21 protein-coding genes and 1 riboswitch are annotated in these 18,428 nt (G+C 40.7%); of the genes, 17 read left to right on the top strand and 4 right to left on the bottom strand.

Translation table 11 applies throughout. The features are described from left to right. Positions 1-7 precede the first annotated feature (7 nt). The 8 genes from BN3261_RS09975 (at position 8) to BN3261_RS09940 (ending at position 6,397) form a co-directional block, all read left to right on the top strand. A complete protein-coding gene (locus BN3261_RS09975; protein WP_059086174.1) occupies positions 8-1,450 on the top strand; it encodes an ATP-binding protein in 1,443 nt (480 codons plus the stop codon). Positions 1,451-1,595: 145 nt separating this feature from the next. After that, on the top strand, positions 1,596-2,702 hold the full coding sequence (locus tag BN3261_RS09970; protein ID WP_059086173.1) for a bacteriophage abortive infection AbiH family protein: 1,107 nt from the start codon (positions 1,596-1,598) through the stop codon (positions 2,700-2,702). Positions 2,703-2,750: 48 nt separating this feature from the next. Next, positions 2,751-2,846 (top strand): DUF3791 domain-containing protein, encoded by a 96-nt coding sequence (locus tag BN3261_RS18275; RefSeq protein ID WP_334292507.1) that lies wholly within the window; start codon positions 2,751-2,753, stop codon positions 2,844-2,846. After that, complete coding sequence (locus tag BN3261_RS09960) at positions 2,843-3,058, top strand: DUF3791 domain-containing protein (RefSeq protein WP_059086172.1); 216 nt, start codon at positions 2,843-2,845, stop codon at positions 3,056-3,058. The genes BN3261_RS18275 and BN3261_RS09960 overlap by 4 nt, the downstream gene beginning before the upstream one ends. A gap of 319 nt (positions 3,059-3,377) precedes the next feature. Further along, positions 3,378-3,608 (top strand): hypothetical protein, encoded by a 231-nt coding sequence (locus tag BN3261_RS09955; protein WP_015527478.1) that lies wholly within the window; start codon positions 3,378-3,380, stop codon positions 3,606-3,608. Positions 3,609-3,629: 21 nt separating this feature from the next. Further along, positions 3,630-4,232, top strand: coding sequence for a class I SAM-dependent methyltransferase (locus tag BN3261_RS09950; protein WP_059086171.1), 603 nt, complete (start codon positions 3,630-3,632; stop codon positions 4,230-4,232). A gap of 7 nt (positions 4,233-4,239) precedes the next feature. After that, positions 4,240-5,049, top strand: coding sequence for a Cof-type HAD-IIB family hydrolase (locus tag BN3261_RS09945; protein WP_059086170.1), 810 nt, complete (start codon positions 4,240-4,242; stop codon positions 5,047-5,049). A 340-nt stretch (positions 5,050-5,389) separates the two neighbouring features. Next, a complete protein-coding gene (locus tag BN3261_RS09940; RefSeq protein WP_059086169.1) occupies positions 5,390-6,397 on the top strand; it encodes a calcium/sodium antiporter in 1,008 nt (335 codons plus the stop codon). A 161-nt stretch (positions 6,398-6,558) separates the two neighbouring features. Here the strand turns inward: BN3261_RS09940 and BN3261_RS09935 are convergent, their stop codons facing one another. Then, positions 6,559-7,002: a hypothetical protein gene (locus tag BN3261_RS09935; RefSeq protein ID WP_059086168.1), complete on the bottom strand. Its 444-nt coding sequence runs from the start codon at positions 7,000-7,002 to the stop codon at positions 6,559-6,561. A 6-nt stretch (positions 7,003-7,008) separates the two neighbouring features. Next, entirely contained in the window at positions 7,009-8,100 is a 1,092-nt protein-coding gene (locus BN3261_RS09930; protein ID WP_059086167.1) for an acyltransferase family protein, read from the bottom strand. Positions 8,101-8,361: 261 nt separating this feature from the next. On the opposite strand from BN3261_RS09930, the gene BN3261_RS09925 reads away from it, so the two are divergent. From BN3261_RS09925 to BN3261_RS09890, 8 genes are all read left to right on the top strand, one after another. Then, positions 8,362-8,862 carry a hypothetical protein gene (locus BN3261_RS09925; RefSeq protein WP_059086166.1) on the top strand — a complete coding sequence of 167 codons (501 nt, stop codon included), beginning with the start codon at positions 8,362-8,364 and terminating at the stop codon, positions 8,860-8,862. Positions 8,863-9,070: 208 nt separating this feature from the next. Beyond that, complete coding sequence (locus BN3261_RS09920) at positions 9,071-9,997, top strand: hypothetical protein (RefSeq protein ID WP_059086165.1); 927 nt, start codon at positions 9,071-9,073, stop codon at positions 9,995-9,997. 13 nt (positions 9,998-10,010) lie between these two features. Continuing rightward, on the top strand, positions 10,011-10,619 hold the full coding sequence (locus BN3261_RS09915) for a hypothetical protein (protein ID WP_199874113.1): 609 nt from the start codon (positions 10,011-10,013) through the stop codon (positions 10,617-10,619). Positions 10,620-10,653: 34 nt separating this feature from the next. Beyond that, the gene (locus BN3261_RS09910) at positions 10,654-11,307 is read left to right on the top strand and encodes a hypothetical protein (protein WP_199874112.1); all 654 of its coding nucleotides are present in this window, start codon (positions 10,654-10,656) and stop codon (positions 11,305-11,307) included. A gap of 135 nt (positions 11,308-11,442) precedes the next feature. Further along, positions 11,443-12,378, top strand: coding sequence for a hypothetical protein (locus BN3261_RS09905; RefSeq protein WP_199874111.1), 936 nt, complete (start codon positions 11,443-11,445; stop codon positions 12,376-12,378). A gap of 28 nt (positions 12,379-12,406) precedes the next feature. Continuing rightward, on the top strand, positions 12,407-13,000 hold the full coding sequence (locus BN3261_RS09900) for a hypothetical protein (protein ID WP_059086161.1): 594 nt from the start codon (positions 12,407-12,409) through the stop codon (positions 12,998-13,000). A 762-nt stretch (positions 13,001-13,762) separates the two neighbouring features. After that, complete coding sequence (locus BN3261_RS17735) at positions 13,763-14,110, top strand: hypothetical protein (protein WP_199874110.1); 348 nt, start codon at positions 13,763-13,765, stop codon at positions 14,108-14,110. Further along, a complete protein-coding gene (locus BN3261_RS09890; RefSeq protein ID WP_199874109.1) occupies positions 14,083-15,177 on the top strand; it encodes a hypothetical protein in 1,095 nt (364 codons plus the stop codon). The genes BN3261_RS17735 and BN3261_RS09890 overlap by 28 nt, the downstream gene beginning before the upstream one ends. Before the next feature lie 116 nt (positions 15,178-15,293). On the opposite strand, the gene BN3261_RS09885 is transcribed toward BN3261_RS09890, so the two are convergent. Beyond that, the gene (locus tag BN3261_RS09885; RefSeq protein WP_059086158.1) at positions 15,294-16,523 is read right to left on the bottom strand and encodes a chloride channel protein; all 1,230 of its coding nucleotides are present in this window, start codon (positions 16,521-16,523) and stop codon (positions 15,294-15,296) included. A gap of 61 nt (positions 16,524-16,584) precedes the next feature. Further along, a riboswitch (Fluoride riboswitch) is annotated at positions 16,585-16,657 on the bottom strand. Positions 16,658-16,836: 179 nt separating this feature from the next. On the opposite strand from BN3261_RS09885, the gene BN3261_RS09880 reads away from it, so the two are divergent. After that, entirely contained in the window at positions 16,837-17,400 is a 564-nt protein-coding gene (locus tag BN3261_RS09880) for a prolyl-tRNA synthetase associated domain-containing protein (protein WP_059086157.1), read from the top strand. A gap of 4 nt (positions 17,401-17,404) precedes the next feature. On the opposite strand, the gene BN3261_RS09875 is transcribed toward BN3261_RS09880, so the two are convergent. Next, positions 17,405-18,346, bottom strand: a complete 942-nt coding sequence (locus BN3261_RS09875; RefSeq protein ID WP_015527465.1) for a glycosyltransferase family 2 protein — start codon at positions 18,344-18,346, stop codon at positions 17,405-17,407. Positions 18,347-18,428: the final 82 nt, after the last annotated feature.

Here is an 18,428-nt window from a genome sequence, read left to right as displayed (position 1 = left end):
TGCTATAATGACCCTAGAAGAAATTCTTGCTGGAGAATCAAAGAATGTGGAGTTCAAGGAAAATCTACCGGAAAAAAGTATAAAATATATGAAATCCGTAGTTGCTTTTGCAAATGGAACCGGGGGCAAAATTATTTTTGGGATAGCTGATAAAACCAGAGAAGTTGTAGGTTTTGACAAGGAAGATGTGTTTAAGAAAATGGATGCAATTGCCAATGCTGTGTCAGATAGCTGTGAGCCGGCAATTATTCCGGATATCAGCTTACAGACGATTGATGGTAAAACGGTCATTGTAGCAGAAATCTCTGAGGGAAGACAGAGACCATATTATATAAAGGCTCTTGGTAGAGAAGGCGGCACATATGTTCGAGTTGCTGGAACAACACGCCTGGCTGATGAGTATATGGTAAGAGAACTGATGTTTGAGGGCGGCAATCGTTACTTTGACCAGGCTTTGTGCAGTGGTTTGACTATCACAGATGAAGAAATTGATGCACTTTGCAAATCTATGAAAGAACAGGCAGTCAAAAATGCACATACTGAAGGTCAGAAAGCCTCCATCAAAGATGTTGGCAGGCAGCAGCTTCGTTCCTGGGGGATTTTAATTGAGCGTGATGGAAAAGATTATCCGTCCAATGCTTATGCCATTTTAACAGGGCATGGCGGACTTCATGTTGCAACGCAATGCGGTGTGTTCAAAGGAACAACGAAAGCTGTTTTTGTTGATCGGCGGGAGTATACAGGTCCGCTTTGGGAACAAATAGAGGAAGCATTTCAGTTTGTTCTGCGGAATATTCATCTGGGTGCAACTATTGTCGGTATTTACCGCCGGGATATTTATGAAATTCCACCAGATGCGATTCGTGAGTTGATCATAAATGCAATGGTGCATCGCAGCTATCTGGATCATGGCATGATTCAGGTTGCGGTGTATGATAACAGATTAGAAATTACTTCACCGGGAAAACTGCCGATGGGACAGACTCTGGAGCGTATGAAAGAAGGTTATTCCAAAATCAGAAATGAAGCACTTGCACATGCGTTTTCCTATATGAATCTAATTGAACATTGGGGCAGTGGTATTCCAAGGATTATTGAAAAAGTAAAAGCTGCCGGACTGAAGGAGCCAGAGTTTATTGGTGGCGAAGTTGATTTGCGTATCAATATCTATCGAGGTCAGGTTGACATTAATGACTGTAGCACTGCCGTTAAAATGCCGTTAAACCGCCGGAAAACCGCCGATAAAGTGCCGGTAAATGAACAGGAACAGCAAATTTATAAATATGTGTTGGAAAATGTCGGCATTACAACAACGCAGGCGATGGAACTTCTTGGTATCAAACAGCGTAGAACCAGAGAAATATTGGGAAAAATGGTTGAGAGCGGCTGGTTGAAAAAAGAAGGTGCTTCACGAAGTACGGTTTATGTAAGAAATACAGAAGAAAGATAAGGTGGCATAGTTAAAATAATATAAATTTTCCACAAGTTGGGAAAGATTTCAAATAGTCAGTCGTTGGGTGTGGCGACATATGAATTATCAAAATTGATTCCAGAAGATTTTTAAGTCTCACCTCCATCAATTGATGAGATTGAAAATGAATTACGAAAAGATACGGAATAAGGTAAGGGTGCATATGAATATTTTGGTGATTGGTAATGGATTTGATCTTGCTCATGGACTTCCGACATCTTATAAGGAGTTTTTGAAGTTTGTTTTAGAAAGTGAAGATATGTGTTCTCGGTTTCAAAAAAATGGACTTGGAGCTAAGGAAAGTGCTTCAGCTGTTGCAGAAATTAAAGAGATGATAAAAGATAATTTTTGGATTAATCATTTTGAGAAAGTTTCTGAGTGTGGAGAAAATTGGATTGATTTTGAAACGGAAATTTCAAAGGTAATTCAAGAAATAGATGCAGTTCGGAAACTGATAAATGAAGCTAGAAGAAATCCAATGGAAGAAGCTAAGTATTATAGAGAGATTGAAAATCAATATGCTGGATTTAGTGAGAAATTTAGTTTAGATGACGTTTGGGATAATCCAAAGGGAATGCAATTGGTTAAAGAGAATTTGTTAAGGGACTTAAATCGTCTTACACATTGTTTGGAAATTTATCTCTGTCAATATGTAAATAAAATAGAGATTAATGGAAAAGAAATAGAGATGCTTAAGAACTTACAAATTAATCATGTTCTTAGTTTTAATTATACAAATACTTTTGAAAGAATATATGGAAATTGCAGAGATGGTGTGAAGTATCATTTTATACATGGAAAAGCAGATATTAAAAATAATGCAGATACTTGCAATATGATTCTTGGAATTGATGAATATCTTACGGATACTGAACGGGATAGCGACAATGCGTTTATCGAGTTTAAGAAATTTTTTCAAAGAATATACAAAGGAACAGGTGCAGAATATAAAAATTGGATTCATCGAATAGAAAAGATGAGACAAGACTTTAAAGTGGCATATTATGACCCAGATGAAATATATATATTGGGACATTCCCTTGATGTTTCTGACAGGGATGTTTTGAGTGAACTATTATTATGCCCTGATGCAAATGTACATATTATATATCACAATAAAAAAGCTCTTGCAGATAAGATTGCAAATGTTGTAAAAATAATTGGGCAAGATAAACTTATTGAGAAGAGTTATTCTGAAAATCCACAAATTGATTTTATTGAGCAAAAGTAGGAGAATTTACTAAGAAAATATTAATATCAGATATGTTCTTCAATTTGTATGGTGCCAGAATATGAAATGTTGCATACTCAGAGCCGAGAATATATCGTAGATGATCTTCTTGATGTGATGAAAGAAAAGGAAGTGGAAGTATGAACGCGAATCCAATTTTACTTCAGAAGAAGTATAGTCGTGTCATTGAATGTTTTGCAAAGCAGCAGGGACTTTCATTGGATGCGGCACTGAATTTTTTTTATCATTCAGAGACTTATCAGCTGATGCGTGACGGTGTATCTGATATGCACTGTATGAGTGATTTATATTTAGCTGAAGAATTGAAAGAAGAATATGATAGTAAAAACCTGTGACTTACCTGTGACAAGGGAAAAAACGGTAGCGGAAACATCCTTTTTATGCGGGTTTAGGGACAAGGGTGAAAGTTCAAATTATCTAACGCATGTATAAAGCTCTGGAATTGATCCGGAGGCTTTTGTTTTGTGTTTCGGAAATAGGCGAAAAATTGTGTTGACACTGACATTTGGCCAGAGTAGAATAAAAAAACAGAAAAGAAAAATTTTTGTAAAGCTGTTTGTTTGATACAAGCAGCTTTTTTCAAAAGAAAAAGTGAACAATAACAAAAATACAGAATACCTGAAACACAGGTGAACCTATCAGGAGGAAAAAACAATGCCAGGATATCTGATCAAAGATACAACAAAAGAAGAACGTAAACAGATCGTGGAGGAATCTCTTGGAAATATTTCCGCGAACTGTGATGGCTGTATGGCGAGACTTGCGGATATGTATCAGGATTATATTGACGGAAAGAAAGAGATCCGTGAGATCAATATGGAGTTCAATGCCAGGTATGTCCATGGAGATATGGATAAAGAGGAAAAACGAAGCTGCCCGATGTAGCGAACGGAGATTAACAGAAGCATGGATCAAAATGAAGTAAAATATGATAAGCTGCTGAAGATCAAAACCACCGGTCGTGACGATTCCAGATCGGATCAGTACTGTTATCCATACGAGCCAACGCCGTACGGGGTGCTGGAACGGCTGGCTTATTGTGGATATCTGGGGAAAAAGAATCATCTGATCGACTATGGATGTGGAAAAGGCAGAGTGGATTTTTTTCTGGCGTGGCAGGTCAGATGCCGGACTACAGGCGTGGAGTACGATGAACGTATGACAAAAGCCGCAGAAGAAAACAGACAGCGGGCTGTTTCCGGGACAAAAACATCATTTATACTGGAGAATGCAGCTCTTTTTCAGGTGCCGGAGTCCGCAGACAGATTTTATTTTTTTAATCCCTTTTCTGTGGAAATACTGAGAAGCGTCATCGGACGCATCCGGGAATCCTGGTATGAAAAAACAAGAGAAATGCTACTGTTTTTCTATTATCCATCTGACGAATATATTTCATATCTGATGACCGTAGAGGAACTGGAATTCCTGGACGAGATCGACTGTCAGGATCTTTTCGACGGAAAAAATCCCAGGGAGAGGATATTGGTATTTCAGATGGAAGAGGAGTAAAAACAACATGATAAAACTGATCGCAACAGACGTAGACGGAACTCTTGTAAAAGACGGGACCATGACTATCAATCCGGAATATATGACAGTGATCCGGAAGCTGACTGAGCTGGGAATCACCTTTGTGGTGTGTTCCGGGCGGCAGTATGACAGTGAGAGGAAGCTGTTTGAGCCGGTGAAGGATCTGGTGTATTTTGTGTCAGATGGCGGTACGGTGATCCGGAAGAATGATAAGATCCTGAAGGTACATACACTTCCGGATGAGGTTTGGAAACGCATGCATCATATGGTGAAAGAAAAAATGCCGGAATGTGACTGCTTTATTGCCACACCGGAGTGCTGCTATGCGGAGAATGAGAATGGAAGGATGTTCCTGTGGCTGCGGGATTCCTATGGTTATGATATGAGAAAAGTGGATGATCTTTCTTCTCTTCAGGGAAAACAGGTGCTGAAATTCTCTGTCTATCACCCGGAACGGTGCGAGGAGCTTTGTGCCCCGTATTTTACACCGGCATGGAGGGATAAGGTAACGCTGGCGGCTGCCGGAAAAGAATGGATGGACAGTACACCGCCGGAAGGCGAAAAAAGTACAGCTGTCGAATTTATCCAGCAACAGTTAGGAATTTCCCCGGAGGAAACCTGTACATTCGGAGATAACCTCAACGATATTGCCATGCTCCAGAAAGCGGGAAGGAGCTATGCGGTAGCCAATGCCAGAGCGGAAGTGCAGGCAGCAGCCAGGGAAGTATGTCCGTCATACAGTGAAGACGGAGTCTTACAGATTCTGAAGGGGATTGTTTCTGAAAGCAGAAAATAATAAAGATACATAAAATATGTGCTTTCGGTAAAGAAAAGTCACCGGCCAGGGGTTGACTTTTAAAAACAATTCTGTTAAATTGAAAAAAATTGAAAATTTTAATTCCATGAGGGAGTAGTTCGCACGTAAGTGTGATTTGTCAACAGACCCGGTTTTTTCTGAAAAACCTGGCAAATCTTAAAGAATGAGACTCATGTATGCTTTGTTATATCTTATTGCAGCAGGGCATACATGGGTCTTTTTTATGTAACAAAAGAATGCCGGAAAGAATTTTTTCAGCAGGGCGGGCGACAATGAATCTCCGGGTTATGGGAAATAAAAAAAGAAAGTGAGAAGAAAAATGGAAAATCTGGTAAACAGTTCACCGCTGATCCTTGTGTTAGTTTTTCTTGTGATCGGCTTTGTGTTCCTGATGAAGGGTGCGGATTTCTTTGTAGAAGGAAGTTCCAGTATCGCAAAAAGGCTGAAGGTGCCGCCGATCATCATCGGCCTTACTATTGTGGCAATGGGAACATCATTGCCGGAAACTGCAGTCAGCGTTACAGCGTCACTGGTCAATAACAATGAGCTTGCGGTCAGCAATGTGGTAGGATCCAATATTTTTAACCTGATGGTGGTTGTTGGAGTCTGTTCCATCCTGACACCGATCCTGGTACAGAAGGAAACCATCCGGAGGGATATTCCGTTTTCCATGATCTGTGCGCTCCTTCTTCTGGGGCTGGGGATCCTGGCAGCAGGAGATACGATCGGAATGAGACTTGGTCATCTGGATGGAATGATCCTGCTGGGATTTTTTGCAGGCTATATTGTGGTAATGATCCAAAGTGCCATGAAGGCCAGGGCAGCAGGAAAAAATGTGGACATGGAAGGAGTGGAAGAGCTGGAAGAAGAAATCGGCATCCTTTCCTGGCCGAAGAGCATCCTCTTTATTGTGGGAGGCGCACTTGCCATTGCCTTTGGCGGAGATCTTACGGTGGATGCTGCCAGCCGCATTGCCATTGATCTTGGAATGAGCCAGACACTGGTGGGACTGACCATTGTTTCTATCGGAACTTCCCTTCCGGAGTTGGTGACTTCCGTGGTTGCAGCCAGAAAGAACGAAGTGGATATGGCTGTGGGAAATGCGGTAGGCTCCAATATTTTCAATATTCTGATGGTTCTCGGAGTTGCATCTGCCATCAATCCGGTGGCACTGATCCGGGAAAATATTATTGATATTGTCATACTTATCGTGTTCTCGCTGATCGTGTGGATCTATGCGGCCACAAAGCAGAGAATTAGCCGGAAAGAGGGAATTTCCATGGTGTGTATGTACCTGATCTATGCAGGGTATATTATCTGGAGATAGCTGCTGTGGGCATGCAGCTGGTCCGACGTGGATAATAGTATCGGATAGGGTTTATACCAATGCAAAATTTATAAGAAAAGCTCCAACTGTATCAATATCGGGATACAGTTGGAGCTTTTCTGCAATTATGCTCATTTGCACTCAGAAGAGAAAGCTTTTTTTTAGGATTCTTCTGAAGCACTCTTCTGATGCGGGGTCATATCATCACTGTCCGTCATCAGATATTTCCGGACGGCAAAGAGAATGGCGATACCGATGATCCCGATCAGTGTCTGTACAGGATCGAGATGTTCCACGACCATCTGCCTTGCTGTTGCAAAAAGCAGGACTTCGACAACAGTCTGGGCGGAATGGCGGCAGAGCATTTTTACAAACTCCACACCGACTACAAGAGACAGTGCCTGTGACAGGAAACTGGTAAAAAATCCGGTGTCCATATCCATGATGGAGGTACCGGCAGTTGTAAGGATCAGACGCAGTCCGGACAGTGCGATCACGATAATGATCACGATGGATAACGCGATCTCTGTGTAACGGGCTGTGTTGTAGATCAGTTCGTTAAAATGCTTACGGATATTGTGGTTAACGGCGGTTCTGTCTTTCATGGGAAGTTATCCTTTCTTTTTCGCAGAAGCGGGATGGTCGATAAAGCGGGTTGCAAAATAGCCGAATACGCAGGTGATGACCACCATACATGGCAAAAACAGCCAGAAGCGCTGCTGGCTCATGGTATTGAACCATGGAGAATTGGCCTGCAGGATCATGATGATGGGCATATGCCACAGATAGATCCCGTACTGGTTCCGGGCTACGAAGTACAGCGGACGCAGAAACCTGAAATCCATTTCCGGCAGGAGGGAGAATCCCACAAGCAGTATACTGAGCAGGACCGCCAGGATGGAATGTGCCGGATAACCGGAGGGAGCGGTGCCATAAAGCCCGTGACTGTGATAATAAAAGATCCATACCAGGATCAGTGCCGTGCTTGCAATAGAAACCGGAAGTCCAAGCTTCAGCCGGTAATCCTGCATACGATCTCCGGTCTGCTTCCAGAAAGCGGCAGCAGCCATTCCCAGCACGAAATTATCCAGCGCAGAGAATACCTGACGCTCGTATACAAAATATACAGAGTTATCCGAAATCCCGGAATTGTGGAGATAGCGGACAACGGCGAACCGGCAGATAACAGTGAAAACAATGGACACAATGGCAGAGACGAGCCAGTTTTTCCGGACTGCCTTATAAAGGAACGGGGCGATCAGATAAAACTGAAAGATCACGCCCATCGTCCACAGCGCACCATTGATGGAACCATGAGTCACTGGGGAAAAGTTCTCCGTAAAAGTATAATACGCCAGGATATGCCGAAGTCCCTCATTGCTGAACATCTGCGTGGACATAAAGATCAGAAGGACCGTGATACATACATAATACTGGGGCATAATGCGGATACAGCGCTTTTTCATAAAAGCCCGCCAGCCGGGGAGACAGCCTCGCGCCTCCGAAGAAGAAAGGGAAAGATAAATCCCATATCCGCTTAACAGGAAAAACAGTGTAACTCCTACTTCACCTCCAAGAGTCAGAAGTGTGTGGATGGCTGTATGCGACTGCCATGGTTGCCCGGACAGAACGTAGCAGTGATACAGCATAATGTAGAGGATCGCCCCCGCACGGAGCAGATCGATATTTTTGATACGCTTCATAAATAAATCCTTTCCTGAAAAAAATAAGTCTGCCCCATGACTGAAACGGGCAGACAGAGATAGGTTCAGTATAGCATGAACGTGGGAGATTGGAAAGCTGTCGGAGGGAACCGTAACGAAAAATTTATTATTGCAGAATGATGTCGTTGCACTGATTGACGACGCCGGAGAGACTGTAGTAGAATACAAGTATAGCAGCTGGGGAAAAATCTGTCAGAGATAAACTGGATCACTGCCGCTTCCGCAGGACTTGGAACCGCTATGGGATTTTTGGGAATTGGTGGTTCGACAACAGGTGCAGTTGTAAGTGGTGTTACTTCGTTTGTAAGTGATTATTATGAAAATAGAGATTTTACAAGTGCGGTTATAAATGGTGCGGTAAGTGCGGGAATATCATTATTTTGGAGTGCTGTAGATAATATAGGACCAAAGCAAAATCAAAAAGGATATTTGAAATATATGCGAAAAGATTACCATGACGCAAATCGAAGAATTTCAAATATGAACCTTTCATTCGCAGAGGCATTACCGCTACGAAGGGCAGTTAATGAAGAAAAAAATGAAAAAATGAGGCAATTAACAGGAAAGCAAATAATTTCTTATTCTAGAGATTATTTGAGTAATAGGAAGGTTAATTCTAATATTGTAATACGAAAGTATGGGAGAGTTATTGGCGGGGGAGGTGAGTATACTCCAGGAAAAGGAATGCGGTATATGAAGTGTTATGAGTATTTAGGAAAGTTATATTGGCTTTACGTATAATTTTGGCATATAAAATATATGGGAAACGTATTGGTGGGAAAGGTATTCCCACCAATACAAAACGGTATGTATTTAATAATTAGGGGGGATTAGAATAGACCGAAGGAAAAGAAAAAAGATACCTGAAAAAATTTTATTATTTTGTATTTTATTCTTGTCATATCGTTGGATTTTTGAAGATGATGGATTCACATTTGGAATAGCTGGTTTGGGATATTTGGCATTGACTGGATGGGTATTCAGATTTGGCGGAACACCGGATCAGGATATTTCTTCGGAAAGTGTAGATGAAAATCCTTTATATGTTTATGGGATGATGAGAAAAAATCGAAAATGGCTTTCCGGAATCAGAGGGTGTTTTCTGTTTCAAATGTTGCTTTTGACAGATGTTTTTTTTGCAGCAGTATATTCCTGTTGGAAATGTTGGACGAATAGCAGTGGGAATGATGCGATTGAAAAAGCGTTATTATCACTGTATATTTTAATGACAGCGGGGTATGTTCAATTTTTGAAGCATAGTGCTAGGATTCATGCAAGAAGCTACATGTATATAGAGAATAAAAAAGGAATCTGGATGCCATTCAGTTTTATTTGTTGCAAATATGAGAGGTTAATAGATATCAAAATAACTTTTCCAGAAGAGGTCGAAGAACGAAACGTTGTATTTGAAAAAGGGCTTTTACATAACCAGTATCAAAAAAAGTCAGAATATGAACTGGACGAAAAAGGAAAAGTAAGTTTTTTCAAGAAAAATAGAAATAATCAGGTGAATATCTGGGCGCTTATAGATATTACAGATATGGATAGAAATGATGTTTTGTTGTTAAATGATAAATTTGCAGAGTTCTGGATCAATGAGATGACCAGAGAAGAAAAAAAGAAGGATATTCGTTTTACATTTGTGATCCAGGTAGATGAAATAAATGATTACCTGCAGGAAACTTTTTATGAAAGCGGGGGAATCTTTATGGATAAGCACAGAAGCCGGCTGCCTGTATTATATATACGCAAACACGATATCCTGAAAGTAAAATGGGCTGATAATGATTCAAAATATATAAGTATCAATAAGGAAATGAGAAAAGAGTTAAAGAAAATATATGATGATTCGGAGATAGAATCCATTAATAGCTGAAGAAAGGAATCATATGGCGAATCTGATATTGAGCATTTTCGAAAGAGTTATAACAATATTAATGTTTATTGCATTGGCAGTTGCTCTCGTATGCAAGAAAAAATCTAAAAAGGTACCGCTTTTTATCATCAGACCAATTTTTCTGGTTGGTTTGTTATTTATTATGTTTCAGGCAGTATTTGTGCAGCGAAATTTTAGCTCGCTGGATAAAGCGATTCGGGCATATGATATTAAGGCGAAGCCAATAGCAACCTTGCAGGATGAGAAATCTACATATGTTATCATGGATGAAGATGGATCTATTGAAGGAAGAATTTTTCCAAAAAATGGAAAGAAATGGAAATTGCCGGATTCAGCATTTTTCAGAAAAAGTATGAGCTATCCTTCAGAAGATGCCAATATTGATATGAGATCAATAGAAATACATGGAGCATGGTATATTGTAATACTCCCACATTATCTTATGGGGGAGAATTCTATAGATGAGGTTCACGATTCGGCTGGAACAGAATTTTTAAAAACGGAATATGAGAATATAACGGTATATTATGGATATCTGAAAACGAAACCAGACGATTACTGGATTTCTGTAGATGGAGATAAAGTAGAGATCAATCTGTGAAGCGTCAAGATTGTAGGAAAAAGAGGACATAAAAATGAATATTTCACTATCTAACTGGTGGTCGTGGGGAATCTTATTGCTGTTGCTCATGATAGTGGCAGTCGTGGATTCCAGGAAAAGAATCCCGCGAAAAACATCCATATTTATACTGGTTCCGCTTTTGTCTGTGGTCATCATATTTATGATGTCCGAAAATAACAAAGAGGCTGAACAAAGTTTCCATACACTTGAGGAAGCAGTAACAGCCTATGATGATCGGTCAGATGTCGTGGTGACATTACGAGGAAAAACTTCAGCATTGGTTATTATGGATGATGGAGATGTGATGGACTCACAGATTTTTGAAAAAACAGAAAGCGGCTGGAAACTTCCGGAAGATTCAGAGTTTCAGGACACAAAGCGTTTTACAGGAGACAGGATTATAGTCGACGTATCTACCGTAGCAGTTGATGGGGAATGGTATGTTGTGGTGTCACCATATCCGGGAATAAAATCTCCCATAACGAATGTATACGATTCGGAAGGAACAGAATTTTCCGAAGCAAAAGGAAGCGAAAACGTTTACTATGGATATCTGAAAAAATACCCAGAGGACTACTGGGTTTCTGCAAATGGACAGAAGATGGTTCCAATCGGGTTTTTGAAGGATTGGGTCAGAACTGGATGGAAAATAATAAGTAGTCATTAAAATAATAGATATCATAAAACAAAAGATTATTGGATTTCTATGAGAAGATATCGCTTGAGTGAAAAAACAAAACGTTTTTTTCTAATAACATTACTTCTGACACCAGCTTGCTACCAGATCATGCCGGAGATCAGAATGGCATTAGTGTTGGCGGCAATGGGAGAAGCTGTATTATCGGCAGATAGAATTTGGGCAAGAAATGAAAGGTTTCCTTTTGCAAATTTATATGATGACAGGAATCCTCTGTATGTACGAAAAATGATGAAGAAGAGGAAATGGCTTTCTGAGATAAATGGATATTTTGTAGTACAGATTTTGCTTTTGAGTTATGTTCTTCTGATGACAGCAGGGTTCATTTCTGATCATATAATACATAGAAGATATCAGGAAATCAGACTGGAATTTTTCTGGATTTACTGGGGAATAATAATGAGCCTTGGTGTAGTGGAAGCATATTATATCCACATTTATAAGAAAAGTTTCTGCTATCCGAGAAATAAAAAAGGTATCTGGATGCCATTCAGCTTTATCGGATATGAAATGCAGGGACTGGCAGGAAGGATACTGCCTGATCCAACAGAAGAAATGGAGAAAAATCAGCCTCTGGTGTTTGAAGAATGTCTTTTTAAAAGCGGATATGCTAAAAAAGCAAATTATATATTAAAAGAGAATGACCAAATCTGTTTTTATCAGAAAAGAAAAAATCAACAGGTAAACTTATGGGCGATCATTGATATAGCAGATATGGAGAAAATGCATATCCAGCTTCTGAATGATGCATTTGAGATTTTCTGGTGTAATGAGCTGACCAGAGAAGAAAAAAAGAAAGATGTACGTTTTACATTTGTAATCCAGACTGAGAGAATCAATGATGCTATAGGCAGGATTTTTTATGACGGATCAGGAATACGAATGTATAAACATCGAAGTCGTATGGCTGTTTTGTATGAGAAAAAACATGACATCATAAAAATAAAATGTACGGACCGTAAGTCCAGATATAAAAATATTTACAGAGAAATGAGAGAAGAACTGAAGCGGGTGATCGGAAGACGTGATATAGATCTGTAGACTGTATGTAAAGGGAATGTGAAAAAATATGCTGATCAAAGTGATAGAACCAATTGTATATCTGGTAATTATTATTAATCTGGTGATCGCTATTTCTTATAAAAGAAAATCAAAAAAGACACCAGTTAAGGTTGTTGCACCAATTGTTATATTAGGAATCGGACTCTTTGTTTGCGATACAGTGTATACTCACCGAAGTTTCAGTTCTGTGGAGAAAGCCGTGGAAGCATATGGTGATAATGCTGAGATCATCCGTATTCTGCAGGGAGAAAATTCTACATATGTTATCATGGATAACGAAGGAACAGTAGAGGGGAAGATTTTTCCGGAAAGTTCTGGGAAATGGAAATTGCCGGATTCTATATTTTATGGTACAGGCAGAGAGTATCAAGATGTAAAGATAAATATCGATATGTCAACGATAGAAATCAATGGGGAATGGTATGTACTGGTAACACCGAATGATGATAATTACGTAGTAGCCGATGTGAAGGATTCTGTGGGAACAAAATTTCTGGAAGCAGAAAATAACAAAAATGAAGAGATATGTTATGGATACATGGAACACAAACCGAAAGACTATTGGATTTCTGTAAATGGAGAGAAGATATCACTTGATTAAAAGAATATGTATTGGAAAAGAAAGAGGTAATTATACAGAAAAATGATCGACGTGTTGAGCAAATCAATTTATTTGTGCGTATATGCCCTGGTATTTGGAGGATTACTGAAATCTTTTTATTTCTATTTGGCGCCGGTCGGTGTAATGGAAATTTTGGCAGTTCTGGTAAGCCTGATGATCTCAAATATTCTATTTATTCCTACGGTTATTATACCGTCAAGATGGAAAACCCCTTATAATGTGCCGGATAGTTATAACTGTCAGAATCCATTTTATGTACACGGTATGTTAAATGACAAAAAGGAATCGAAATATGCTCTTCCTATCAGGAAAAACGGAAAGTTAAAAAGTTTTTTGTTTTTGCGAAAAATTATGATCCTGTGGTTGGGAGTGTATTTTGTATATCTTGGGATTCAGTATGTAAATCCAGGTATAAATAGTACAGTGGTAGAAATCCTTCTGAATATCTCACTGGCTTTTATGATCATGGCAAGAGTATGCATGTGGATATTTTATGTGAAATTTTATAAAAAGAATTATAAATACCCAACAGATAAAGAAGAAAATTGGGCGCCATTCAGTTTTCTGTGCCAGAATATCAATATGTATTATGAAAATCCGGTGTGTTACAGGAATTTACAGATACATTCAGATGTAATGGAAAAAGATTTTGGAATTTATCAATATATAAATACGTATAAAGCTCCTCGAAATGGAAAAACTTTTTTCTACAGATATGACAAAACAGATGAGATACATATTTTGGCATATGTAAAAACAGATCTGTTTCAGGAAGCGGATATCGGAAAATTAAATAAAGCTTTTGTAGAATTTTGGAAACAGTATATTACAACGAAAGAGGAAAAAAAGGAAATATATTTTTCCTTTGTGCTGGAAGTAGAAGATGATAATCGTGTTCTGAAGAGCATTGTACGGAATAATTCAGGGATAATGATGTATAAAAGACGATACCGTCTTGGAGCGGTATATAACCGTTATTATAATCGCCTGGAAATCCTTCCGGTATATAGATATTCGAGATATAAAAAACAATATGAGAAAATGAAAAAAGATCTGTTGGATTGTCTGGGCATATCGGATGTTGTATAGGCCTGACGACTAGGGGGGGGATCATAATAAACCGAAAAAGAAAAAAAAATATACCTGAAAAAATTTTGTTATTTTGTATTTTATTTTTGTCATATCGTTGGATTTTTGAAGATGATGGATTCACATTTGGAATAGCCGGTTTGGGATATTTGGCATTGACTGGATGGGTATTCAGATTTGGCGGAACACCGGATCAGGATATTTCTTCGGAAAGTGTAGATGAAAATCCTTTATATGTTTATGGGATGATGAGAAAAAATCGAAAATGGCTTTCCGGAATCAGAGGGTGTTTTCTGTTTCAAATGTTGCTTTTGACAGATGTTTTTTTTGCAGCAGTATATTCCTGTTGGAAATGTTGGACGAATAGCAGTGGGAATGATGCGATTGAAAAAGCGTTATTATCACTGTATATTTTAATGACAGCGGGGTATGTTCAATTTTTGAAGCATAGTGCTAGGATTCATGCAAGAAGCTACATGTATATAGAGAATAAAAAAGGAATCTGGATGCCATTCAGTTTTATTTGTTGCAAATATGAGAGGTTAATAGATATCAAAATAACTTTTCCAGAAGAGGTCGAAGAACGAAACGTTGTATTTGAAAAAGGGCTTTTACATAACCAGTATCAAAAAAAGTCAGAATATGAACTGGACGAAAAAGGAAAAGTAAGTTTTTTCAAGAAAAATAGAAATAATCAGGTGAATATCTGGGCGCTTATAGATATTACAGATATGGATAGAAATGATGTTTTGTTGTTAAATGATAAATTTGCAGAGTTCTGGATCAATGAGATGAGCAGAGAAGAAAAAAAGAAGGATATTCGTTTTACATTTGTAATCCAGGTAGATGAAATGAATGATTATCTGCAGGAAATTTTTTATGAAAGCCAGGGAATCTTTATGGATAAGCACAGAAGCCGGCTGCCTGTATTATATATACGCAAACACGATATCCTGAAAGTAAAATGGGCTGATAATGATTCAAAATATATAAGTATCAATAAGGAAATGAGAAAAGAGTTAAAGAAAATATATGATGATTCGGAGATAGAATCCATTAATAGCTGAAGAAAGGAATCATATGGCGAATCTGATATCCTTAGAAGTCCATTACCTTTAGGTGATGGGTAGTTCACTCGGTCACAACCGAGTCAGCCATGACCGAATAAAAAATATGTACATATCTACTTCTCAAACCTGCAAAGTGCCTTCTGTTGTGCTCCATAAATGGAGTGATTTCCGTTGATCAGATAAGCGAGGATGCATACCAGGATGAGGGGAAGGGTATTTCGGGTGCCGAAAACTTCCAGGCCGATGAGGATCGGGGCGATGAGGGTGTTGGTGGCGCTGCCGAATACTGCGGCGTAGCCAAGTGCCCCACAGATCATCGGAGGGATCCCGAGGATGGAACCTAAGACGACTCCAAGGGAAGCGCCGATGGAGAACAGTGGTGTCACTTCGCCGCCCTGAAAACCGATGGCAAGTGTAAATACAGTAAACAGAAGCTTCAGAATCCAGTCATATCCGTAGATCGTTTCTCCGGCAAAGGAAGCGGAGATGAGATTGGTTCCAAGACCTGTGTAGCGTCCGCCGTGGATCACAAACAGCAGAGCTGCCAGTGGAATGGCCATGACACCGATGCGGATCAGCGGATTTGAGATTTTTTCCCCGAATAATTTCTTTGCTTTCTGAAGAAGTACGGAAAAGCATCGTCCGGCGAGACCAAAGGCAAGTCCGAGAGCAATGAGAGAGATCATGCTTCGGAGATCGGTCACAGTCCAGGTGTCCTGGATATCCACAGCAAATTTTTCCAGTCCCAGGAAATGAGAAGTGAAGGAGGCTGTATATGCGGCGATAAGTGCCGGCAGCAGCGCATCGTACTCAAGATATCCGGCAACGATCACCTCCATGGCAAAAAATACAGCGGCTAATGGCGTCTGGAACAGACCGCCAAAACCGGCAGCCATACCGGTGATCAGCATGACAGGCTTATTTTCCCGGATATGCAGCCTGCGTCCGGCCTCGTGGGAGAGTGTAGCACCGATCTGCACGGCAACACCTTCACGGCCGGCACTTCCTCCGAAGAGATGAGTGATCCAGGTGCCGAGTATTACCAGAGGGACAAGGGCCAGAGGAATCTGGTCTCTTTTTTTCTGCCCGGTTTCGAAGATCAGGGACATGCCCTTTAAGCTTAAGGTGCTGAAATGATGATACATCCATACAATAAGAAGTCCGGCCAGAGGCAGGAAGGGCAGCAGGCAGCGCCAGTGTGCAGTGCGAAAAGCAGAGATCGCCAGCAGGCCCCGGCCGAAGATAGTATCTACGATCCCGACGCAGATTCCCACGACCATTGCAAGGACAGCATATTTCAGCTGCAGGATCCGATGTTCTTTTTGGATAGTTTCTTTTGTCATAGTAACTCCTTTCAATCTCCCCGTTTTGAAAAATCCATCAAAAAAAGCTGGTAACCCCGTGCATTGCACAGAAGTCATCAGCTCATTGGCGGTTTCGATAAAGATCGGGGGAGAACTTCATTCCCTTTCTGCCTGAGAGTATAGCATCCGAGGCTGATATCGTCAATAGTCAGACGGAAATCCGGAGTATCTTATTTGTTACAGGTGTGCTATGATTAAACAAATCGGCAGGTTACGGTTGAAGCAGTAAAGCGTAATATGCTGCGACTAAGACCTGCACATATGAGAATGTAAAAATAACGGAGGAGACATCATGGAAGAACCAAGAATTGACAAAACAGTCTATACAGGAAGACCGGAGAACACCGAGGGCCGTCTGGAGAAGGAAATCGCAGTGTACGATTTTCTGGATAGTTTTGGGATTGAATATAAAAGAGCAGATCATGAAGCACTGATGACCATGGAGGCCTGCGAGGCAGTGGATCAGATTCTGGGGGCGCAGATATGCAAAAATCTTTTTCTCTGCAACCGACAGAAAACGGATTTCTATCTGCTGCTGATGCCGGGAGAGAAGCCGTTTAAAACAAAATTTCTGTCCAAACAGATCGGAACAGCCAGACTTTCCTTTGCAGACGGAGAGCAGATGGAGGAATATCTGAACATTACCCCGGGGTCCTTAAGTCTGATGGGACTGATCTTTGATAAAGAAAAGAAGGTACACCTGGTGATCGATAAAGAAGTCCTGGATGAAGAATATTTCGGATGCCATCCGTGTATCAATACTTCCACTCTGTTGATGAAGACCAGTGATGTAAAAGAAAAAATCCTGCCGGCGCTGGGCCACGAATATCAGGTGGTCGAGCTGCCGACAGAATAGAAAATCAACGTATGGGTGTAAAGTCCTTTTTGTTGGACTCTGCTATGATGTAATGGGGGCGCTGCTTGACCTCCATATAGGTTTTGGCTATGTATTGTCCCATGATACCCAGGCAGAAAAGCTGCAGGCCGCCGATGAAGATGATGACACAGATGGTGGAAGCCCAGCCTGGGACCGGATCATCGAAGATCAGCTTTCGGACGATGATGGCTACCAGGACCAGAAAGGAAAAACCGGTCATGGTCGTTCCGAACCAGGAGGCGATGGTCAGCGGTACCTGAGAAAAATTGATGATGCCGCTGACGGCGTATTTAAACAGCTTCCAGAAGTTCCATTTGGTCTCACCGGCTACGCGTTCGATATTTTTGTAGGGGAGCCAGCAGGTGCGGAAACCGATCCAGCCGAAGATTCCCTTGGAGAAGCGGTTGTACTCACTCATGGAGACGATGGCATCCACCATACTGCGCTTCATCAGACGGAAGTCTCTGGCGCCGTCCACAATATCTGCATCCGAGATCTTATTGATCAGCTGATAAAATTTCCGGGCAAAAAAGCTCCGGATAGGTGGCTCTCCGTCACGGCTGACACGTCTGGTGGCAACGCTGTCATATTCTCCGGATTCCAGCTTCTCCAGCATTTCCGGGAGAAGGGACGGCGGATCCTGAAGATCAGCGTCCATTACTGCTACATAATCGCCGCCGGCATTGCAGAAGCCTGCATACATGGCAGCTTCCTTTCCGAAGTTTCTGGAAAAAGAAAGATAGATCACATGAGGATCCTTTTCGGAAAGCTCTTTTAAAATCTCAAGGGTTCTGTCTCTGGAACCGTCATTCACAAAGATCAGTTCATAATCACAGTTCATTTGCCTGAGGACAGAAGTGGCTTCCGGGTAAAAAAGCGGAAGGGATTCTTCCTCATTGAAGCATGGTATAATTAAAGAAATCATTTTTTGCCTCGTTTTCCAGATCATAAAAAATGATCATTTTGGCGGTTATCTGTAGTCCGCCCTGGTTTCAGGTTGCTTTTGG

Source organism: Blautia massiliensis (ex Durand et al. 2017) (genome assembly GCF_001487165.1).
In the GTDB taxonomy this organism is placed as follows: Bacteria; Bacillota; Clostridia; order Lachnospirales; family Lachnospiraceae; genus Blautia_A; species Blautia_A fusiformis.
The sequence above is the reverse complement of the archived record's forward strand: the minus strand, read 5'-3'. Positions and strand labels throughout refer to the sequence as shown.